Genomic DNA, 22,406 nt, shown 5'->3' on the forward strand with positions numbered 1-22,406 from the left:
ATAACAGATTGGTCAGGTCTCTATTACGATACTATTGGTTATAGATTTGATGGCGGAAGCTTCGAGTTTAGAACACATAGCTTTGTAGTTGGTTCAAGATACTACTACGTCATTCCTGTAACTTCTGGAGTCAGTTTGATTGAGTTTTATCTCTTCTGCAGGGATAACTCCTGGTGGAGAAACTATACAAGAGACCCTGCTACTGGTTACTATCAATTTACTGGTGTTTCAGAGCTCACTAGAGATATTCCATCTAAGTTCTTCTTTAATGTTCTTAATACAGTTTCTGATGATGAATTTGTGAAATTCGCCTATGGTATACCATCTGAAACTGAGGTTGATATAACAATATATAGCGTCACAGGTAGAAAAATAAAGACTCTTGCAAGCGGTGTTAGAAAGCCTGGAGTATACTACTTGTTGTGGAATAGAGTTGATGAAAGTGGCAAAAAAGTAGGAGCCGGAACATATCTCTTGAAGGTTAAAACAAAAGATAAAGAGGAAATTAAGAAATTCATCCTCCTCAGATAATGGTGGAAAGTTTTAAAGGGGTTCAAATCCCCACTTTCCTTTGATTGGATTCTAAGTTAAAATGTTTAACTTTTTATTTCAGTTTTTTTTAATTTTACAATTGTTTCCCTCTTTACCGTTCCCACAGGAGGAAAAGGAATTTAAGTCTGCTGTGTGGATCCCCTATGATTTCAAGGGGACTGAGTACTTTAAGTATGAAGTAATAGGAAAGGAAGAAAAAGAAACAAAAAAAGGATTTGAGATTATTAAAATCTCAAAAGAGGATGATAAATATAAAGTTTATATAGAGGGCAAATTCGGTAAAAGTGAAGGGAGTTCTACAGTTACAGTAGAAAGCAAAGGTGATATCCCTGGAGTAATTTTATCACAAGCCGCTTTTAATCCCTATATTGCTCCTTTAGCTGTAGCACTCTTTACACCTGCCTGGACTTACTATTTTACTATTGCAGGATTTAAATTCGAGGAAGGATCAAAATGGAAACAAAAAGATGAAAGTGGTAAAGTGATTGAAATGGAGGTAGTAAAAGGAACACAAACCTATGCTGGAAAAAAGGGTAAAAAACTAATTATAAAAGAGGATGGAAAAGAAATTTGGGTTATTGTGTGGTCAAAAGATGTAGCTTTGCCACTTTATATAAGAATGGGACAAGAAAAAGAAAATTTTTACGAACTTAAACTTGTAGAGTACAAAGAATAAATTTAATTTAAGGCTTAAATTAGAGTAGGGTAGGCACACGCGCTTGAAACGGAAAGAAGAGAAATAGGAGTTTATCGCTTTTTTTACTTTTGTTATGACTCCTTCCTTTTACTTATGGTATAGTGTAGCTTCTACTAATTTAGGTAACTTAAAATCTAAAGACTTGGATATAAGGAGAGGTAAAGAGGAAAGGAATCAACTATCTGATTTTTAAAATCTTTTGACTTCTTACTCCCCTTTTAAAAACAATTTTTCCTTGCCTATTTTTTCTACCTGTTATATCAAAGAAAGCCTCTTTATTATTTTTTTCAAAGTTCAAAAATTGGGTCTTTTCCCTCTCCTCAACTTTAAGACCAAAACCCGAATCGAAAAAAACATAACCAAGTGAATCAGTTGAACCAGTTTGTAAGTATATTCTTAATGTTAACTTGATAAAACGCGCACCAGTAGGAGGAACCTCTTCAGCTAAAAGTTCCTGCCAAGAAGCTAGATCACTTGAATAGGAAGAAAAAAAATAATCACTAAGTGAAGTTGAATCACTCTTACACCAAGTACAATGTACCCTTCCTCTTACATCAGGATCATTGTCATAAATATAAAAAATTATTTTGTGATTCAGTCCTAAATCTGCAATAGGCACAAATTGTACAAGAGCCTCAGTATAATTTGTTGTTTTACTCGCTCTTTCCACCTTTACTGAATGTCCACCTGTTCTAACTAAACTCTTTTCCTTATAAACAGGTAAAGCAGCTGGATGACTTACAACCCAATCAACTGGAGTTGTTGTATCTACCCAATTTTCAAAATCTGCATTTTTTATGTTTAAACTTATTTGTACCACTAAGATTAATGCCCACATATTAAGTCCCCCCTTAAAAAAATCTATATTTAAAAATATAATACAAAGCCTTTATTCCATCTTTCCAGTTAATCTTTTTGCCCTCTTTATAAGTCCTTCCAAAGTATTTTATCCCAGTTTCATATATTCTCCATTTTTTTGACTTCGAAATTTTAATTGTAAACTCAACCTCAAAACCAAAATCATTAGCAGTTAAATTTATATGTTCTAATACTTCTCTTTTAAACATCTTTGTACAGACTTCAACGTCTGAAAAAGTCATATCGCAAAGTAAGTTAATTAAAAAACATATTATCTTGTTTCCTAAATAGTGGTGAAAGTACAAAACTCTATGGGGCTCGCCATAAAATCTCGAACCATAAACAACATCTGCCTTGTCCTCTAAAATTAACGGCAACATCTTATTCCACTCCTCTGGCTCATACTCATAATCTGCATCATGAATTACTATTATGTCTCCTGTTGCCTCCTTAAACCCCCTTCTTAAAGCCGCCCCCTTTCCCATATTCCTTTCCTGAAAGATAACCTTTACCTCCGAATCATTAATTTTCTTTAGTATTTCCCTTGTACCATCAGTCGAACCATCATCAACTACAATTATCTCTTTTTCTAAATCCCCATAAAGTTTAACTTCCTTAACTTTTTTTAAGACGCCCTCTATATAGTCCCTTTCGTTATAACAGGGAATAACAATAGAGAGTTTTTTAAATTTTTTCATCTAAAACCATCCTAAAATAATCAAGTGTTTTTTGTAGACCCTCCTCAAATTCAACTTTAGGTTCCCAATCTAAAACTTTTTTCGCCTTTTCTATATTTGGACACCTCCTTTGGGGATCATCCTTTGGTAACGGAAGAAACTTTTTCTCAAGTTTTCTATTCACTAACTTTTCAATTATTTCGGCAAGCTCAATTATTCTTATTTCCTTAGGATTACCTAAATTTATCACCTCACCCTTTAAATTACTTTTAACCCCCATCCTTTTTAAGGCCTCTACCATATCATCAATATAACAAAAACTTCTTGTTTGATTACCATCTCCATAAATCGTTAAAGGTAAATTCTTCAAAGCTTGAACCATAAAATTAGGAATAACTCTTCCATCATCGATATCCATCCGTGGACCATAAGTGTTAAAAATCCTTGCTATCCTTACATCAAGATCAAACTTTCTAAAAAAAACCATACAGAGGGCCTCTCCAAACCTCTTTGACTCATCATAGACACTTCTTTCTCCGATTGGATTAACGTTTCCGTTATAGTCTTCTCTTTGAGGATGAATAAGAGGATCTCCATAAACCTCTGAAGTAGAAGCAAAGACAAATACAGAACCATCTTTCTTTGCCTTTTCAAGTAAATTTTTTGTGCCGTAAGAATTAGCAAGCATAGTCTCAAGCTGATAATTATAGTATTGCTTTGGAGAAGCAGGTGAAGCAAGATGATATATTATGTCATATCTCTCAGGCAGCTCAACCACATCACAAACGTCAAGTTCAAAAAATTTGAAATTCCTGTATTTTTTTAAAAGTTCCACATTTTTTTTATTTCCTGTAATGAAGTTATCAATACCTGTTACTTCTTCTCCCAGGTTAAGAAAGTGTTCACACAGATGGGATCCTATAAAGCCAGCGCAGCCTGTTACAAGTATCCGCATACTTTTCTTCCCGTTGGTATATATATAAAATTAAGCTCACATATTTTATTCACATCTAAGCAATTTCTACCATCAATTATTATTGGTGTTTCCATTAACTCTTTTATTTTTTTAAAATCTAAGTTTCTAAACTCATCCCACTCGGTTATGACTAATATGGCGTTTGCTCCCTTTACTGCATCGTATGGATCCTTCGCATAATATATCCTATCACAACCTAAAAACTCCCTTTTGAAATTTTCCATTGCATACGGATCGTAAACTCTACAAAAGCCTTTCTCTTCTATGATCCTCCTTACAATTTTTATACTTGGAGCCTCACGAACATCATCAGTTCCCGGCTTAAATGATAATCCCCAAACCGCAAAAGTTTTATCCTTTATAATCCATAAAACCCTTTTTATCTTCTCAATAAACCTATCGATTCTTGATTCATTTATCTTATCTACACACTTTAAGAGACTAAAATCTAAACCAAGTTCTTCTCCAATTTTATAAAAAGCTTTAACATCTTTAGGAAAACAGGAACCTCCATAACCTACCCCAGCATTTAAAAACTCTCTTCCTATCCTTTTATCAAGCCCCATTGCTTCTGAAACTTTCAAAATATCGGCACCGGTCTTTTCACATAGGTCCGAAATCATATTAATAAAAGAAATTTTCATAGCAAGAAAAGCATTTGAAGCGTGCTTTATTATTTCAGATGTTTCTATATCCGTGAAAATTATTGGAGCATTAAAACCTTCATAAATTTTCTCAAAAATTTTTTTACTTTTTTCTGATTCTACACCAACTACAATTCTATCTGGCTCTAAAAAATCTTTAACTGCTGATCCCTCTCTGAGAAATTCAGGATTTGAGGCAACTTCATAGGTTACGTCCTTTTTTGCATATAAACTCATAATTCTTTTTATCCATTCTGCAGTTTTTACAGGAACTGTACTTTTTTCTACTATTAAAGTAAACTTATTTAGATTCTTAGCTATTTCTCTTGAGACATCCTCAACCTGTGAGAGATCTGCTCTACCATCAGGAAGAGACGGAGTTCCAACACATAAAAAGATAACTTCACAATTTTCAGTTATTTCCTTGATACTATCAGTAAATACTAATCTATCATAATTTTTTCTCAATAATTCAGCTAAATTAGGTTCAAAAAAGGGGACTTCCTTGTCTTTCAATTTTTCTATTTTTTCTCTGTCTTTATCCATCCCAAAAACAATAAAGCCCTTCTCAGCAAAACACACTGCTGTTACAAGCCCAACACGACCAAGGCCCACTACCCCAAGTTTCATTATGTTTTACAATTAAAATTTAAATAAATTTAGTTTACGATAAATTTTTTCTACTTGCAAAGAATTCTATAAAATTCTTAAACTATAACTCTAATGGAGAAATTTGATATTTATCTTCATTCTCCTGAATTTATTTATGTTTGTAACGATAGTTTTGACGTTTATCATAAAAAAGATATTGGAATAAAAAATGGAAAAATTTGCTTCATAGGGGATTATGAGGAAGCTAAAGAAAAAATAGGGGACTCAACAAAGTTTTATAATTTAGAGGGTAAAATCGTACTCCCGGGATTTGTTGATCCCCACACCCATCCTGTATACGCCGGTGACAGGATACTTGAATTCGAAGAAAGACTAGGAGGAAAAGAATATCTTGAACTTTTGAAAGAAGAAAGAGGGATAATATCTACAGTGAAAAAAACAAGAGAGTTAAATAAAATCAAGCTCAAAGAAATTGTTAAAAATAGACTGTGGAAGTTTATAGAGTACGGAACTTTAACAATTGAGGCTAAAACAGGTTATGGGCTCTCTGTTGAAGAAGAACTAAAGCATATGGAAATCCTAAATGAATTAAAAGAAGAATTACCCTTAGATATTAAAATTAGTGCACTCTTTGCTCACGCTATACCCCCGGATAAGAGTAAAGACGAATACATTGAAGAAATAGTAAAATATGGACTCAAAGAAGCGAAGAAATATGCAGACTTCTGTGATGTTTTTGTTGAAAAGGGTGTTTATACAAAAGAAGAGGGGAAACTCATACTTACAGAGGCCAAAAAATTAGGTCTTTTACCTAAGATTCATGCAGATGAACTATCTGAATCTGGAGGAGGTGAGCTTGCCTTAGAAGTTGATGCTGTTTCGGCTGACCATTTGGAATTTACACCTATACACATACTTGAAAAAATGAGAGATAAAAACGTTTTTCCTATTCTTCTTCCTGGTACCTCCTTTTTTATGAGATTACCCTTTGCAAACGGTAGAAAAATGCTTGATCTTGGCTTAAAAGTATCTCTGGCAACCGACCATAATCCAGGAACCTCTTATCTTTTTTCCCAGGTCTTCTCAGCTGGTCTTGCAATTTTTTTGATGGGCTTCAAAATTGAAGAGGCAATTAAAGCAATAACAATAAATCCCTCAAGATCCTTGCTTTTAGAAGAAAAAAAAGGCTCTATCGAAGTCGGAAAAGATGCTGATCTTATTGTCTTTGATGTTAGTAGACTTTCTTACCTTTTTTATAACTTCTTTGAGGTAAGAAAACCTATTCTTATTATAAAGAAGGGAAAGGAGGTTATAGATGAAATTAGTTGAATGTGTACCGAACTTTTCAGAGGGTAGGGACAAAAGAATAATAGAAGAAATAGTAAATTCTATAAAAGAAGTTGAAGGAATAAAAGTTCTTAACGTAGATATTAGCTATGACGCAAATAGAACTGTAGTTACTTTTATCGGTGAGCCTGAAGCGGTAAAGGAGGCAGCATTTAGAGGGATAAAAAGGGCGTCAGAGCTTATTGATATGAGAAAGCATAAAGGTGCTCATCCAAGAATTGGTGCTACGGATGTCTGCCCTATAATACCTCTAAAAAACATTACTTTTGAAGAGTGTAACGAAATAGTATATGAACTTGCTAAAAGAGTAGGGGAGGAACTTTCTATTCCAGTATATCTTTATGAAAAATCGGCAAGAATTCCGGAAAGGAGAAGTCTTTCTTATATTAGAGAGGGTGAATATGAGGGTCTTCCTTATAAGATCCTTAAACCTGAATGGAAGCCTGATTTTGGACCACAGGAGTTTAACGCTAAATCAGGAGCCACTGTAATCGGTGTCAGAGAATTTTTAATTGCCTATAACATAAATCTAAACACAAAAGATAAGAGATATGCCGATGATATAGCCTTTGAAATAAGAGAAAAGGGAAGATCAAAAAGGACTGGTAATATATATCCATTCTACTTTAAAGGCGAAATTGTAAGATATAAGGACAATGAATACCCCTGTGGTGAGTGTGATTTTGTAGGAAAAACCTTAGAAGAAACCTATATTCATGTAAGAGAAAATCATAACTATGATCTCTATGAACTTTTAAAACTAAACAATATAGACATAAATGATGTAATTTCTAAACCAGTTAAAAAAAGGGGGCTCTTTAAAAACGTCAGGGCAATCGGTTGGTACATAGAAGAGTATAAGAGGGCACAGGTTAGCATTAACTTAACTGACTATAATGTTACTAATATGCATCATGTTTTTGAAGCAGTAGAAAAACTCGCAGAAGAGAGGGGTTTAAAGGTTACAGGAAGTGAAATTGTTGGACTTGTTCCCTTTAAAGCTATTTATGAAGTAGGAAAATTCTATCTTGAAAGGCAGAAAGCTTCAAAAGGCTTACCAGTTAAAGACGTGCTTGAAACTGCAATTCAATCACTAGGTTTAAGAGATGTTTCAGAATTCGAAATTGAAAAAAAGGTTCTTGGTTTACCGGACATTTTTGAATCAAATTTGCCTAAAATGAAAATATGGGATTTTTCGGATGAACTATCTAGACCCAGTCCAGTTCCAGGTGGTGGCTCTGCAGGAGCTCTCTCTGGGGCTATTGGTGCCTCACTTTGCTGTATGGCAATAAACATAACTATAAGCAAATTAAAAGACGATAAAAATTATAATCTTCTCTCCGAAACTTCCCTCAAACTCCAAGAACTAAAAGATTACTTTTTAGTACTAATGGATAAAGATAGTGAAAGTTTTAAAGAATATATGGAGGTTCTTAAAACAAAAAAAGATAAAGAGAGTGTAAACAAAGCCTTATATAAGGCTATAGAGATTCCCTTTGATGTTTCTAAGAACTCTATCCTTGCTCTGAAACTTGTTGAAGATGTTGTTGAATTAATAGACGAAAATGTCATTTCAGATTTAGGATGCGGAATTAACATGCTTAACTCTTCTTTTAGATGTGGAATCTTTAATATGCTTATAAACTTGAAGAATTTGGATGAAGAAATTAAATTAAAATACAGGGAGGAGATTAAAAATATGAAATTAAAATTTGAAAATTTGACTAAAAAACTTGAAAATATAATTTTGGAAAAATTAGAAGGAGGGGATTTATGATTTTAAAGGAACGTTTCAAGAATTTTGCATTTAAATACTTTAGTAAAAGAGAGTTTGATAATGCTCTTAGACTTGTTGATAGATATTTAGAAGAAGATAAAGATAACTATGATCTTCTTCTTTTTAAAGGTGATATACTATTTGAAAAAGAGGAAATTGAAGCTGCTCAGAGTTATTACATTTCTGCTCTTGAGAAAGCGAATAAGGAAAAGAACCATATGAAACGTTTACTTGCGCTTATGAAGTTAAGGAAATTGCAGGGAGAGACAAATGAACTTAATTCAAGAATTTTTATTTCAGCATACAATCTCGGGATTTTAAAATTATGTAAAGATGCTCTGAATAAACTTCTCAGAGAAGAAATATTAGGAGAATCAAAGAGATATCTTGAAAGGATAGTAAGAGAAATTTTTAGTAACTACTGGGTTCAACAATTTCTTATTGGAATTTTGAACTTATATTTAAAAAATGAAGAGAGTTTAAAGTTAATTAAAAACGCTCTAGAAAATGTTGAATCCGATGATAAATTAAAAAATTATAAGGAATTCATAGAAGAATTATTGAAAGTAAAAAAAAGAGTTGAATTAAATGAGCTTGAAGAAATTTTAAATATAGAGGGACTTTCAGAAAAGAAACTTGAACCTTCAGGAACAGTAGAATTAGCGGATCTTTTAAAAAGCATAGGTTCAGTTGAAGAGGCTATTCTTGAGTACTATAGTGCCATTTATGGATACTTAAAATCAGAGTCTAATGTAGGGAAAGCGAGGGAAGTTCTTGACAAAATCAGAGAACTATCTCCTGAAGAAAAGAGAATAGAAAAAGTTGAAGAGTTTCTAAAGAGATTTGAAAGCAGTCTTACGGAAGAAAAGCCACAAGTAGAGATAAATTATGACCTGTTAGTTAAAATTTTTAGTGATTTTTTATTACCTGAGGAAAATTTTGAAAATTACTTAAATTTTTTAAATTTAATGGCGGTATGGAATATGCACGAAGATGTAATTAATGACTATAGGAACTTAGAAAAAAGTACTCCTGTTGATCTTTTTGCCCCATACTACTTATACACACTCTACCAAATGGGAGAATATGAAGAGGTTATAGCAAAGTCTGACAAGTTCATTGGATCAACTGAAAATGAAGAAGTAATGAATTTTGTAAGATACTTTAAGGGTTTATCTCTATATAGCCTTAATAATAAAAAAGAGGCTCTTGAGGTCTTGGGTTTACTATATGAAAAGGATCCAGGTTTTTTAGATGTTAAAGAGTATATTGAGACAAAAAGACCAGAAGAGGTTCTAATTAAGGAAGAAATAGTTGAGGAAGTTGAGGAAGTAGAGGAAGTAGAAGAGTCGATATCTGAATATGAACCAATTGCTATTAGTGAAAAAGAAGAAGCTGAGTTAAAGGTAGAGAAGGGCACAGATGTTCATATTAAAGAACCATTATATGAGGAAGTTAGGGCAACAATAAAAGATGTTAAAGATAATTTTATAATAATTTAAGGAGGTTAAAAATGGAAGTCTATGAATTTTTTGGACTTAAGAAAGATCCGTTTGCTATGGTTCCTGATCCAGAACTTTTTTATCCCTCGAGAGTCCATAAAGAGGCATTAGAGAAAATAAAGTTTTGTATTACTAAAAACCGTGGAGGATGTGTTCTAACCGGAGAAATTGGAACTGGTAAAAGCATGATTTTAAGAAAATTGCTTTTAGATTTCTATCAGCATGAAAACTTTGTACCTCTTTTTGTTCTTTTTGCTCATCATGAAGTTAATGTAAAATGGTTTTTAACGAAAATTGCTAGATTCTTTGGCTTAAACGAAAGCCATGATATAAGAAGTTTAAAAGGGGACTTTATAAGTAAGATCCTTGAGTCCTTTGAGAGGGGTAAAAAGTACATTTTTCTGCTAGATGAAGCACATAAAATAAAATCTCAAGAACTTCTCTCCTTTTTTAGAGACATACTATCAATAGAGACGATGGATGAAAAACCTATTTCTTTTGTATTTGTTGGTCTTCCTGAGATAATAAAAAATTTTAGAGAAGATCCCAATTTTAGTCAGAGATTACCTATATGGATATCCCTTGAAAAACTCGAAGAGTCTGAAGTTATAGACTATATAAATTTTAGGCTAAAAAGAGCTGGAGGAAGTGAGGATATATTTACTCAGGAGGCTAAAAATAAAATAAAAAATGCTTCAAATGGAATACCTCGACTTATAAACGCCATTTGTGATGCTTCGTTACTTGAAAGCTATTTTAAAGGAAAAAAAAGAGTTGATTTAAAAGAGGTAGAGAAAGTTGTAGCTACTATGGGGTTATGAACATTTCAGAGTTAAAGAAAAGAGCAAGAGAGTATGAGATAAAGGGAGAATATAAGAAAGCTTTAGAAACCTATGAAACAATATTAAAACAGGAGCCGGAGGATCCAGAGGTTCTTTTTAGAATAGGACAAATTTTAATTAAATTTAGTCAAGAAAAAAAAGCAGGGGAATTTTTATTAAAGGCCTATGAAAATTTTGAAAAGAAAAAGATTTTTGATAATAGAACAATAGCTCTTTTGAAAAAACTCATTCAACTTTATCCTGAAAAAAAAGAGCTATATAAAAAAATTGCTGAGGCTTACTATCAAATTGGAATGCCAGGTGAAGCAGGAAAGAACCTGGAATACTATATTGAATACCTTTTTAAAATCGGAGAATACGATAAGGGATTTGAAAACTATGAACTTCTTTTAAAGTGGCAGCCAGAAAATTTCTCTCTTAAAGAAAGAGTCGCTGAACTTTACCTTGATTTTAGAAAAAATAAAAGATCAATCGAACTTTACTTAGAACTTTTATCTTACTTTCATCATAAAAATAAGCAAAAAGAAACTGAAATTAAAAATAAACTTTTTTCCCTGGGTGTGTCCGAAAAGCAAATAGAAGAATATTTAAAATCAGATAGTGATTCTGAGGAAAAAGAAAGCGTTTTTGTAACGCTTGATGAGCTATTAAGTGGCGAAATAAAGAGATTCACAAAAGCCACAAGGCAACTAAAAGATAAAACAGGATTGTACCAAGAGAAGGTGACAAAAGATGAAGGAAGTCTAGTTGAGACAGAGGAGGAGATACAAAGAGAAGTTATAAGAGAATTTAGTGAAGATTTTGCTACTATAGAGCAACAAAAAGAAGAAGTTGTAAGTGAAGAGAAAATTACGGAAACCAGAATAAGAACACCCGATAAAGTGAAGACTCTTGCTGAAACCCTTTTTATAATGGGTGATTATAGTGGCGCACTTGATACTTACTATAAAGCTTATGAGCTATATTATAGTGAAAACTTAATGATAGAGGCCTTTAATATCCTAAGGGAGATAGCAGAAAAATGGCCAGAAGAAGTAAAGGCAAGAAAAGAAATGGTAAAAATTTCTCATATGTTAAAGAATAAGGAACTATTAGTGGATAGTATTTTATCTTTAGGTGAATGTCTTTATAAAAGGGGAGCAAGGGATGATGCGTTAAAGTGGTTCTTAAAAGTTCTTGAAATTGAACCAGAAAATAAAAAGGCTATTGAATTTGTGACAATTATAAATCCTGAAAAGTTAGAAAAGAGGAGAAAAATAGAAAAAAAAGAAGTTAAAAAACCCCAAGTCTTTGAAACGCATAAACCGGAAAGAGAGAAAGTCAGTTTGGAAGGGGATAAAGTAGGAGTAATAGATTTAAGGAAAGAAATTATAGAGGAGTTAGAAGCTGAAGAAAAAAGAGACATCTTTAGTGAAGTAAGAGAAACTCTACACAAATTTTCAAAAGAAGTTGATTATAAGGGTAAATTAGAATTAGGTATTGCAATGAGAGAGATGGGACTTTATGAAGAGGCGATAGAGAATTTAAAGGAGGCAACAAAATCCGATGAGACAAGAGCTTTATCACTTGAGCTTTTAGGTGAAATTTTTATGGAATTAAACCGCTATAGCATTGCCTTAGAGTACTTTGAAAGGGCTTTAAGTGAGAAAAATTTAGAAAAAAGAAGAGAGATTTCTATTGAGTACCATATAGGGGAATGTTATGAAAAACTTGGAGATACCATAAACGCACTTGTTTATTATAAAAGAGTCTATGAAAAAGACCCAGAAATTCTTGGTTTAAAAGAAAAAATTAGGGAACTTGAAACGAAGAAAAAAGAAATTATAGATGATGAGAGAATCTCATTTTTATGATAGGTCTTAAAAATGTATACACTTTCATATATAGAATTTTACGGACTTAAAAGAGAACCTTTCTCAGCTGCTCCAGATGAAAGCTTTTGGTTTAATTCACCTCAACATAGAGAAGCCCTTTTAAAAATCATTTATGGAATAAAGAATTATAGGGGACTAATAACCGTTACGGGAGATATAGGACTTGGTAAAACCACTTTGGCTAGAAAGCTTCTTAGTGAGTTAATGAAATATGAAAATTTTGAACCATCTTTGATTGTTATTATTCACTCTGATATAGGTAAAGTGTGGTTTTTAAAGAAAATTGCTAGTAATTTAAAAATAATTACTGATGAGAATGATCCAGTTTCCATACTATCAAAAGTTGTTAAAAGGTTAATTGAAATGTATAAAAATTCAAAAATACCAGTAATACTTATAGATGAAGCAAATATGTTGAGGGATAAAGAAATAATGGAAGAAATTAGAGGACTTTTAAATATTGAAATTCCAGGAAAAAGACTTTTAAGTTTTATTCTTTTTGGACTACCTGAACTTGAAGAGAATCTAAAAATTGATATGCCTTTATATGAGAGGATATCATTAAAAATTAAATTAAAACCCTTTAATTTTGAGTCAACAAAAGAGTATATCCTTCACAGGTTAAAAGTTGCTGGAGCTTTAAAGGATATTTTTTCAGAGGATGCTTATGAAATTATTTATAAATATTCAAAAGGGAAACCAAGACTTATAAATACTATATGCGATAATGCACTTTTAGAGGGATTCCTTCAAAAAAAGAAATTAATTAACTGTGAGATATTAAATAAAGTAATAAAAGAACTCGGAATATGAAAGATTTAAAAATTGATCTTCATACCCATACAATATTCTCAGATGGTGAGTTACATCCTCAAGAGCTTCTCTTTATGGCTAAAAAAGAGGGAATAGATGTAATTGGCATATGCGATCATGATACACTTGAAGCAAGATATCATATAAAAAACACTGTTATCGAAGTAGTATTTGGAACAGAGCTTTCCTTAGGAGATGGTAAAAGGGACATTCATTTACTTGTATATTTTCCAGAGGAAAATTCGGAACTAGAAAGAACCTTAATTAAAATAAGAGAAATAAGATTTGATAGGGTAAAAAAAATTATAGATAAGTTAAAAAAGATTGGGGTTAAAATTGAATTAGATGAAGTTATAAATAATAATGAAGTAAAATCTTTTGGTAGGCCTCATATTGCAAGGGTTCTCTTGGAAAAAGGATACATCTCTTCAATTGACGAGGCTTTTGAACTTTATCTTGGAAAAGATAGGCCAGCTTATGTGCCAAAATTCAAGCTAACTCCAGAAGAGGGTATAAGACTTAGTCTTATATCAGGAGGTATACCAGTATTAGCCCATCCAGGTGTAGAAGAGATTGACTTTGACTATCTTGATTATCTTAAAAAAATTGGACTAAAGGGAGTTGAAATTTTTTATCCCGACCACGATTCTACAAAAGAAGAGTATTATCTTGAATACGCAATAAGAAATAATTTACTTATAACTGGCGGCTCTGATTTCCATGGTTTAAATCATCCTGGGAAAAATATAATTGGCCTTAAAACTTTACCTTATAATTATTTTTTAAAGCTAAAGGAGTTTAAAAATGAAATGTCTAATAGCTAATAGAGGTGAAATAGCGGTTAGAATCGCAAGAACATTAAGAGATATGGGAATTTCTCCCATAGGCATCTATTCAGACCCAGACAGATTCTCTTTACATAATTTCTTTATGGATGCCTCTTACCCTCTAAGTGGGAGATCAAGCTATGATACTTATCTAAATATTGACAAAATTCTATGGGTTTTAGAGAAGGAAAAGGTAGATTTTTTACACCCAGGTTATGGATTTCTCTCAGAAAATGCAAAGTTTGCAGAGGAAGTTACAAAAAGAGGCGTTATCTTTGTAGGTCCTTCTCCTGAGGCAATGGAACTTATGGGTGATAAGGTAATTGCAAGAAAAATTGCCGAAAAGTGTTATGTTCCAGTTGTACCAGGTTATTCAGAGAAAATTACTAATCCCCACGAAGCTATAAAGATATCCGAAAAATTGGGATTTCCCATTATGTTAAAAGCTAGCATGGGAGGTGGTGGAAAAGGAATGAGAATTGTAAGAAACAAGGAAGAATTTATCTCACTTTTTAACTTAGCTTACAAAGAGGCTGAAAGTGCCTTTGCCGATGGTTCACTTTATATAGAAAAGTTTATTGAAAAACCGAAGCATATTGAAGTTCAAATAATAGGTGATAAGTACGGAAATTATTATGCCTTAGGTGAAAGAGAGTGTTCTATTCAAAGGAGACACCAGAAGTTGATTGAAGAAAGCCCATCTTATTTCATTGACGATAAAATAAGAAAGGATATTCAGGAAGCTGCAATAGAAATTGCAAAATATGTAAAATACTATAATGCAGGCACTGTTGAGTTTATATTTGATGAAAATAGGAATTTTTACTTTATTGAGATGAATACAAGACTTCAAGTGGAGCATCCCGTTACAGAAATGAGAAGCTCACTGGATCTTGTGATGTTACAGCTTAAGGTTGCTATGGGTGAAAAATTAAAGTTGGAAAAACCGTATCCCCTAAGGGGTTACTCTATAGAAGTCCGCATCTATGCAGAGGATCCATATGAAAACTTTATGCCTTCGCCTGGAGAGATAAAATGGCTACACTATCCTCAAGGTCCTTTTGTGCGAGTAGACTCAGGTGTTTTTCAAGGCTATTATGTTCCTGAAGAATATGATCCTCTGTTAATGAAAGTAATTACATGGGGAAAAGATAAAAAAGAGGGAACTTTAAGGATGATAAGAGCACTGGGAGAGCTTTTTATAGCTGGTATAAAGACAACAAAGGATTTTTCTTTAAATTTAATATCTAGTGATTTTTTTGAAAAGGGGGAGTACGATACTTTTTTACTTGAAAGATGGAAACCGGAAATTCCTGAGTTTTCATTTGAGGAAGACTTACTGAATTATATCGAGAAAATTGAAAGTATTGAAGAAAAAAGGGAACCCCTTAGATCCCGTTGGAAAAACTTTTCATTCTTTTTGAATAATTTTGAGTTTTGAGTTGTGATAGCTTTTGATGTTATAATTTATTATGCTAATCAATAAGATAGAAATTGGGGAACCTATATTTCAAAGAAATCTGCTTCTTTTTCCCCTATATGGGGGTGAAGATGGGGAGGGAGACACAATTAAGACAATTGAAGAAGCGTATAGGGAAGGTTTTGGGGAATTTAGAGAGTTAGAAAAACCAAAGATTGAAAGAGTGATTTTTGAAAATAGGGGAAATTATCCTGTTTTTGCTATTGACGGAGAAGAAGTTTTGGGTGCTTTTCAAAATCGTGTTATAAATACGGCTTTTTTTTCTGAACCTAACACCGTTATTGAGGTTCCTGTAACATGCGTAGAGGAGAGAAGATGGGGAGGAAAAAGGAGTTTTTATTCTTCAGGAGTTTCCCTTTATCCTAGTTTGAGAGCTATTCTTTTAAAAACAACTAATAGGAGCTTACTTCTTAACAATTCTTTTGTATCCGATCAGAAGCTTGTATGGGAGAATATAAGAAAAACGTTGACGCAACTTAATGTTCAGTCAAGAACGCTTTCTATACAGGATGCTTTTAATTTTTATGAGTCTCAAATTAATTGGTACTTAGAGGGGATAAACTTTGACGATTGTTGCGGGGTAGCTTCTTTTGCTGGGTCAAATTTTCTTTGTATGGATCTTTTTGTTTCTAAAAGTTTGTTTGCGAAATTCAGGGAAAAGATTCTAAGGGGTTATGCACTTGATGCCATATTATTAAGAGAATATAAGACGGATTATATGGAAAAAAGTAAGGTGAAGGAAATTATTGATAAAGTTAAAAGAATAAAGTTAAGAGAGTATAAAGGTTTAGGAAAGGGTATTGAATTGAGGGGTGAGGGGGAGGGTTTAATTCTGAGAGGTTTTAAAAAGGAAAAAGACAAAATATTTCATTTAGCTATTTTTCCAGATCTTAGATTATAAGTTGGACTTTTTAAATTTAAGAGTTATCGATTTATTTGATATCTTATTTTTTATTTTACTTTCATATTTAGTGATAAGACTTCTAAGAGGAACAAGAGCAGGTTTTATGTTATTTGGTGTTTTTATATTTCTTTTCTTAGTAGCACTTTCCTATTTGTTTGATCTTACAGGAACAAAGATGTTTTTTAGTGGTTTAAGAAAAATTGGATTTATTACTTTAGTGATTATATTTCAGCCGGAAATTAGAAGATTTTTAGCGAATTTTGGACGTTTGCCCCTTGTGAGAATTATCGAAGAAGAGAAAATAGAAAATATTATAAATATTTTAGTAAAATCAGCTTTTTCTTTAAGAGATAGGGGATATGGGGCTATTATAGTGATTCAAGGAAGGATGGAGTTAGATGAAGTTACAGATAAGGCTTTATTTTTAGATGCTAAACTATCTGAGCCTCTTTTTATTGCTATATTTAATCCAGCTTCACCCATTCATGATGGTGCCTGTGTAGTAAAGGGAGATAGAGTAAAATATGTAAGATGTATTTTACCTTTATCTGATTCACAACAAATAGATGCTTCACTTGGAACACGACATAGGGCATCTATAGGAATTACCGAAGTAAGTGATAGTTTTGTAATAGTAGTTTCGGAAGAAAAAAGAGAAGTTTCCTTTGCTTATCAAGGTAGACTTATAAGAAAAGTTACAAAGGATACCTTATGGAGAAATCTTGAGCTTTTTTATAAGGGAAGAATTTAAAATTATTTATGGAGCCTGGAGAAAACTGAATACTCTTTTGATGTAATTTTTAAAATTTGATTCATTAGATAATGAGTACTCAATCATAGCTTGATATATCGGGAAAAGAGTTAAAAATCTCAGAATACTACCTGCACTAATTTCTTCTTTTGCTCTTGTGACCTCAACAGGGCCAAAAAGTATTATCTCATCAACTTCAGTAAAATATTTGTCTAGAAAATTTATCACTTTTTCTGTCGTAGTTAAATCTATTTGTTTTTTTTGAAACTTTGCGTATACAAAAGCGTTTTGAATTAAATTTACCACATCCTCTGGATATTTATGAAAAAGGAGGGCAAATCTTGATTTTTCATATTTACCCTTTATTCCAAAAAAAACTCCAGATTCTTCAAGAGAATGTATTTCAAATCTTAAAAAAATTCTTAGAAGATCTGAATCTCTTTGGTAACTTTCGTTTTTTCTTGGTTCAATGCCATATCCTACAAAATTAACATTCTCATCATGTATAGAAGGTACTACTGAAAGCTTTGAATGCCAGAAAATGTCCACTCCAACAACTTTTTCCAGTGTGTTTAGAATTGGGATAACAAGATCCTGTAACTTAGGCCTTATATACTCATAAAAAAGCTTAGTTCTATTACTACTTTTAAATATTTCTTCTATTTTCTCTATTGGTATATATGGCCTAATTAATGGTTCCTCCATACTGTTTTTCGCTAATATATTTTAGCGCGTATAATTTTATGTTTTCAATAAGTAAGTCTATGTTATCACCAAATTTTGCTGAAACAAAAACAGCAGGTTTATATTTATTTTTTAAGTATAACTTTTCCTCTTCCTCAAAAAATAAATCATACTTGTTAAAAACATAAATTATATCTTTATCGTGAACCCCAATTTCTGAAAGAACCTTATTTACAGACTCTATCTGTTTTTCCTTCATAGGGTTTGAAACATCTACTACATGTAGCAATAAATCCGCATCTAAAATAACCTTTAAAGTAGATTTAAAAGAGTGAATTAAACTAACTGGAATATCCTCTATAAACCCAACTGTATCACTTAAAATTATTGGAATTCCATCTATGTAGAATTTCCTTGTTAAAGCATCAAGAGTAACAAAAAGTGCATCTTTAGTTTCAGCTTTTTCCCTTGTTATCAAGTTTAGTAAAGACGTTTTACCTACGTTTGTATAACCTATCAAACAGACCTTAAAGAAATTTTTTCTTTTCTTACTCTGCACATCTCTCTGTTTTTCAATTTCTTTTAGTTTTTCTTTTAGATGTTTAATTCTTAGAAGAATATTTCTCTTTTTAATCTCAAGCATTTTTTCACCAGGGCCTCTTGTTCCAATACCACCACCTAATCTAGAAAGCCATTTTCCCATTCCCTTAAGCTTTGTTAACCTGTAGAGTAGTTGAGCTAACTCCACTTGTAACTTTGACTCCTTTGTCTTAGCATGTTTTGCAAAAATGTCCATTATTAATTCCGTTCTATCAATTACTTTTACTTTAAGAAATTCCTCTAAATTTCTTGTCTGCTTTGGTGAAAGATCTACCCCAAAGATTACAGTATTTACCGAATTTTGCACAATTTTTTCTTTTAGCTCTGCGAGTTTGCCCTTTCCTAAACAATAGTCAGGATCAATTTTCTCTCTAAATTGAATCACTTCTGAAGTTATAGTTGCACCTGCAGTTTTTACAAGGCTTTCTAGTTCACTTAGTTTATAACTAGAAACTTCTTTCTCTTTAGGTTTGAAAACTGCTGCTAATATTACTTTCTCGCTCAAACTTTAACTTTATCGGTGAAAACAAGATAAACTGCTTCGTCAATAGACTTGACAAAATGAAAGTCAATATCTCCTTTGACTTCTTTTCTTATTTTTTTAATATCTTGTTTTGACTCTTCTGGAAGAACAATCTTTTTAATACCTCCTCTTTTTGCTGCATTTATTTTTTCCTCAAGTCCACCTATTCTCAAAACATCTCCGGTTAGAGTTATTTCGCCTGTAAATGCAGTATCTGAAGGCAGTTCTTTTTTGGTAAGTGCAGAAAGTATTGCAAGAACAATTGCAAGACCAGCAGAAGGTCCATCTTTTGGAATAGCCCCCTCTGGGATATGTAGATGAATATCATATTTTTTATGAAAATTACTTTGTATTCCATACTCTTTACTCTTTGATCTTAAATAGCTTATTGCTGCGTATACTGATTCCTTTAAAACCTCACCTAAGTGTCCTGTTAGTATCTGTTCTCCTTTACCTTCCATTAGAAGAACTTCAATTTTCATTATTTCTCCACCATATTCAGTCCAGGCAAGTCCATAGGCAACACCCGGTTTTAACTTTTTTTCGCTTTCAATCGTTGTAAAGGGCGCAGGCCCCAATATTTTTCTTAAAATATTTTTGTCTACAATTGTTTTTTCCCCTCTTTCAACATAATTTTTTGCTGCATATCTTATTACTCTTGAAAGCTTTCTCTCTAAATCTCTTACCCCTGCCTCTCTTGTATACTTTCTTATTATTTCAAGTATGGCTTCATCCTCAATCTTAAAATATTTGGGATCTAAATTAATTTCATCAATTATTCTTCTTATAAGGTGTTTTTTTGAAATCATAAGTTTTTCATATTCTGAGTAACCAGGTAAATTTATCACTTCCATTCTATCTCTAAGAACAAGCGGTATTTTAAAAAGGGAGTTTGCTGTTGTTATAAATAAAACCTCGGATAGATCAAATTCAACCTCAAGGTAATGATCAACAAAGTGTTTATTTACATCAGGATCAAGGACTTCCATTAAGGCTGCGTAGGGATCACCTCTATAATCTATGCCTACTTTATCTATTTCATCGAGAAGAAAAACTGGATTTTTTGATCCAGCTCTTCTTATACCTTGAATAATTCTACCAGGAAGAGCACCAACATAGGTTCTTCTGTGTCCCCTTATTTCTGCTTCATCTCTTATTCCACCGAGTGACATTCTTACGAATTTTCTTCCTAATGCCTTGGCAATTGATTTAGCAAGGGATGTTTTTCCTGAACCAGGTGGACCTACAAAGCAAAGAATCTGCCCTAAAATTTTCCCTTTCAGTTTTAAAATTGAAAGATATTCGAGTATTCTCTCCTTTGCTTCAAAAAGGCCGTAATGTTCCTCATCTAAAATTTTTTTTGCCTTCTCTAAATCAAAATTATCTTCTGTTCTCTTATTCCATGGCATAGAAATTAAGAAATCAAGATACGTTCTTATGACAGAAGCCTCGGGTGAAATAGAGGGAGTCATTTCAAGTTTTTTAAGCTCTCTAAGGGCATGCTCTTTCACATCTTCTGGCATACCTGAATTTTCAATTTTTTCTCTAAGTGATTGAAATTCGTCAAATTCTTTATATCCTAATTCTTTTTGAATTTGTTTTAACTGTTCATGCAAAAAGATCTGTTTCTGGCTTTTTTGTAACTCTTCTCTTGTTCTTTCTTCAATTTTAATTTTTAACTTTCTAAACTCAATTTCTTCTATTAGTCTTTTATTAAGTTCTTTCAGGTAATCTAACGCATTATCAATCTCAAGAAGTGGTTGTTTGATCTCTGATTTAACTGGAAGATGAGTTGATATGAAGTCAGCTATTTCTATTGGATTCTTTCTTGAATATAAATTTGCCAAAAGGTCATCGGGAAAACCAGAGAAATAGTTCGTTAACTCTCTGAAATTTTCGATCGCTATTCTTGCTAAGTTATAGACTTCTTCGTTTTCAATTAGATTTCTTTTATATATCTCAAACTCAGCCTCATAATATTTTCCATTATAAAAGACGTTTAAAATTTTAACTCTTTCTATACCCTCAACGAGAATTCGGTAGTTTCCCTCTGGTGGTCTAAATTCAGTTATTACTATACCGAGTGTACCAACTTCATAGAGATCTTTTTGAGTGGGATCACTTACTGAAGGATCCCTTTGGGTAACAAAAATAATTTCTCTTTCACTAGTCTTTAATGCTTCTTCAAGTGCGTTTTTCGAGAAATCTCTCCCTAAGACAAGCGGATATATAGAATTAGGAAAGAGAACTACCTCCCTTAAGGGGATAAGGGGCAGCTTTCTCATTTTATAAATTTACTTTTAGTGCTTGATTTTTTCAAGTTAAATATTTTTATAATAAATTTATGCTTTTTTCAGTTTTTATTTTAGCTATTCTGCCTCCGTTTAATGTAAAGGCAGTAGATTTTCCAAACGATGCGGGTGGTAAGATAAAGATAGAATGGAGCCTTTCCTCGGATGATTCTATAATTGATTACTATATTCTCTTCAGAGAGCAGGAAGTAGCTCATAAGTGGAGTGAACCAGAGACGGTTGCAGTTTTAAAAAGGGGTGAAAGTAGTTATATAGATAGCGGTGTTAAGGATAAAGTAAACTATAGATATTTCATAAGAGCAATAAAAGGAGAAGAGTACTCTGACAGTGAAAAATCAAACGTAGTTTATTCCTCAGCCCAATGGTTTCATAAAAAAAGAATAAGTGCGTTGATCCTCCTTATTGTTATAGTTAGTTTGTTGCTATTTTATATAGAAAGGGCAAAAAGGGGGATACCTCTTTTTATTAGAAAGATACCGGGGCTTGATGCTATTGATGAGGCGGTAGGAAGGTCAACTGAGCTTGGAAAACCGCTTTTATTTTCTCTTGGTCTTGGGACAATTGCGGACATTCCAACAATTGCAGGACTTTCTATTTTAAAAAGAGTTGCTAAAAAAGCCGCAGAATATGAAACAGATCTGATGGTTCCCTGTTTTGAACCAGTTGTTTTTGTTGCAGCACAAGAAACTGTAAAAGAGGGTTATCTTGAAGCGGGAAGACCTGATTTATATAAGGAAGGGAATGTCTTTTTCTTATCTTATGAACAGTTTGGTTATGCTGCTGGTGTTGATGGGTTAATATTAAGAGAAAAACCTGGTGCCATATTTCTTCAAGGTTACTTTTATGCAGAGTCTCTTATAATTGCAGAAACAGGTAATTCAATTGGAGCAATACAGATTTCGGGAACAACGGCAGTTACGCAGCTTCCCTTTTTTGTGGCTGCTACAGATTACACCTTAATAGGAGAAGAGATGTATGCTGCCAGTGCCTATCTTGAAAGGGATCCGCTTTCCCTTGCTACAATTAAAGGTGAAGACTGGGTTAAAATGCTCCTCATAATTTTAATTTCTATAGGGGTAATCTTAGAGTCAATTGCTTTCTTTGTTAAGGTGCCATGGTTGCACTTTTTAAAGAATTTCTTTACAATTTTGTAA

At 32.6% G+C, this 22,406-nt stretch carries 20 protein-coding genes; 13 read left to right on the forward strand and 7 right to left on the reverse strand.

The window, feature by feature from the left end:
- Nucleotides 1-531, forward strand: a 531-nt coding sequence (locus tag ABDH49_00060) for a FlgD immunoglobulin-like domain containing protein (protein MEN3045371.1), incomplete at its 5' end; no start/stop codon positions are given.
- Between the two features lie 61 nt (nucleotides 532-592).
- Complete coding sequence (locus ABDH49_00065; protein ID MEN3045372.1) at nucleotides 593-1,228, forward strand: hypothetical protein; 636 nt, start codon at nucleotides 593-595, stop codon at nucleotides 1,226-1,228.
- A gap of 199 nt (nucleotides 1,229-1,427) precedes the next feature.
- On the opposite strand, the gene ABDH49_00070 is transcribed toward ABDH49_00065, so the two are convergent.
- Genes ABDH49_00070 through ABDH49_00085 form a run of 4 tightly spaced genes read right to left on the reverse strand, consistent with a single transcriptional unit; the run spans nucleotide 1,428 to nucleotide 5,034 of the window.
- A complete protein-coding gene (locus tag ABDH49_00070) occupies nucleotides 1,428-2,087 on the reverse strand; it encodes a hypothetical protein (protein ID MEN3045373.1) in 660 nt (219 codons plus the stop codon).
- A gap of 13 nt (nucleotides 2,088-2,100) precedes the next feature.
- Complete coding sequence (locus tag ABDH49_00075; GenBank protein ID MEN3045374.1) at nucleotides 2,101-2,805, reverse strand: glycosyltransferase family 2 protein; 705 nt, start codon at nucleotides 2,803-2,805, stop codon at nucleotides 2,101-2,103.
- Nucleotides 2,792-3,739 carry a UDP-glucuronic acid decarboxylase family protein gene (locus tag ABDH49_00080; protein ID MEN3045375.1) on the reverse strand — a complete coding sequence of 316 codons (948 nt, stop codon included), beginning with the start codon at nucleotides 3,737-3,739 and terminating at the stop codon, nucleotides 2,792-2,794. Before ABDH49_00080 ends, ABDH49_00075 begins: the two co-directional genes overlap by 14 nt.
- Entirely contained in the window at nucleotides 3,724-5,034 is a 1,311-nt protein-coding gene (locus ABDH49_00085; GenBank protein ID MEN3045376.1) for a UDP-glucose/GDP-mannose dehydrogenase family protein, read from the reverse strand. The genes ABDH49_00080 and ABDH49_00085 overlap by 16 nt, the downstream gene beginning before the upstream one ends.
- A 93-nt stretch (nucleotides 5,035-5,127) precedes the next feature.
- On the opposite strand from ABDH49_00085, the gene hutI reads away from it, so the two are divergent.
- From hutI to ABDH49_00135, 10 genes are read left to right on the forward strand one after another with little or no spacing between them, the layout of a single operon-like run.
- Complete coding sequence (gene hutI / locus ABDH49_00090) at nucleotides 5,128-6,345, forward strand: imidazolonepropionase (protein ID MEN3045377.1); 1,218 nt, start codon at nucleotides 5,128-5,130, stop codon at nucleotides 6,343-6,345.
- Nucleotides 6,332-8,140, forward strand: coding sequence for a glutamate formimidoyltransferase (gene ftcD, locus ABDH49_00095; protein ID MEN3045378.1), 1,809 nt, complete (start codon nucleotides 6,332-6,334; stop codon nucleotides 8,138-8,140). The genes hutI and ftcD overlap by 14 nt, the downstream gene beginning before the upstream one ends.
- Nucleotides 8,137-9,642, forward strand: a complete 1,506-nt coding sequence (locus ABDH49_00100; GenBank protein MEN3045379.1) for a hypothetical protein — start codon at nucleotides 8,137-8,139, stop codon at nucleotides 9,640-9,642. The genes ftcD and ABDH49_00100 overlap by 4 nt, the downstream gene beginning before the upstream one ends.
- Nucleotides 9,643-9,653: 11 nt before the next feature.
- On the forward strand, nucleotides 9,654-10,463 hold the full coding sequence (locus tag ABDH49_00105) for an AAA family ATPase (GenBank protein MEN3045380.1): 810 nt from the start codon (nucleotides 9,654-9,656) through the stop codon (nucleotides 10,461-10,463).
- A complete protein-coding gene (locus ABDH49_00110; GenBank protein ID MEN3045381.1) occupies nucleotides 10,460-12,337 on the forward strand; it encodes a tetratricopeptide repeat protein in 1,878 nt (625 codons plus the stop codon). The genes ABDH49_00105 and ABDH49_00110 overlap by 4 nt, the downstream gene beginning before the upstream one ends.
- A gap of 12 nt (nucleotides 12,338-12,349) precedes the next feature.
- On the forward strand, nucleotides 12,350-13,171 hold the full coding sequence (locus ABDH49_00115; GenBank protein ID MEN3045382.1) for an AAA family ATPase: 822 nt from the start codon (nucleotides 12,350-12,352) through the stop codon (nucleotides 13,169-13,171).
- Nucleotides 13,168-13,995, forward strand: coding sequence for a PHP domain-containing protein (locus ABDH49_00120; GenBank protein ID MEN3045383.1), 828 nt, complete (start codon nucleotides 13,168-13,170; stop codon nucleotides 13,993-13,995). The genes ABDH49_00115 and ABDH49_00120 overlap by 4 nt, the downstream gene beginning before the upstream one ends.
- On the forward strand, nucleotides 13,976-15,439 hold the full coding sequence (locus ABDH49_00125) for a biotin carboxylase N-terminal domain-containing protein (GenBank protein MEN3045384.1): 1,464 nt from the start codon (nucleotides 13,976-13,978) through the stop codon (nucleotides 15,437-15,439). Before ABDH49_00120 ends, ABDH49_00125 begins: the two co-directional genes overlap by 20 nt.
- Nucleotides 15,440-15,470: 31 nt before the next feature.
- The gene (locus tag ABDH49_00130; GenBank protein MEN3045385.1) at nucleotides 15,471-16,379 is read left to right on the forward strand and encodes a DUF6569 family protein; all 909 of its coding nucleotides are present in this window, start codon (nucleotides 15,471-15,473) and stop codon (nucleotides 16,377-16,379) included.
- Between the two features lies 1 nt (nucleotide 16,380).
- Nucleotides 16,381-17,133 carry a diadenylate cyclase gene (locus ABDH49_00135; GenBank protein ID MEN3045386.1) on the forward strand — a complete coding sequence of 251 codons (753 nt, stop codon included), beginning with the start codon at nucleotides 16,381-16,383 and terminating at the stop codon, nucleotides 17,131-17,133.
- Nucleotides 17,134-17,139: 6 nt separating this feature from the next.
- Here the strand turns inward: ABDH49_00135 and ABDH49_00140 are convergent, their stop codons facing one another.
- The 3 genes from ABDH49_00140 to lon are packed head-to-tail and all read right to left on the reverse strand — an operon-like array spanning nucleotide 17,140 to nucleotide 21,225.
- Complete coding sequence (locus tag ABDH49_00140; GenBank protein ID MEN3045387.1) at nucleotides 17,140-17,838, reverse strand: hypothetical protein; 699 nt, start codon at nucleotides 17,836-17,838, stop codon at nucleotides 17,140-17,142.
- Nucleotides 17,819-18,922, reverse strand: coding sequence for a GTPase HflX (hflX, locus tag ABDH49_00145; protein MEN3045388.1), 1,104 nt, complete (start codon nucleotides 18,920-18,922; stop codon nucleotides 17,819-17,821). The genes ABDH49_00140 and hflX overlap by 20 nt, the downstream gene beginning before the upstream one ends.
- Nucleotides 18,919-21,225, reverse strand: coding sequence for an endopeptidase La (lon, locus tag ABDH49_00150; protein MEN3045389.1), 2,307 nt, complete (start codon nucleotides 21,223-21,225; stop codon nucleotides 18,919-18,921). Before lon ends, hflX begins: the two co-directional genes overlap by 4 nt.
- A 59-nt stretch (nucleotides 21,226-21,284) precedes the next feature.
- Here lon and ABDH49_00155 point away from each other — a divergent pair, with 59 nt between their 5' ends.
- Nucleotides 21,285-22,406, forward strand: a complete 1,122-nt coding sequence (locus ABDH49_00155; protein MEN3045390.1) for a fibronectin type III domain-containing protein — start codon at nucleotides 21,285-21,287, stop codon at nucleotides 22,404-22,406.

Source organism: Candidatus Hydrothermales bacterium (genome assembly GCA_039630235.1).
Classification (GTDB): domain Bacteria; phylum Hydrothermota; class Hydrothermia; order Hydrothermales; family JAJRUZ01; genus JBCNVI01.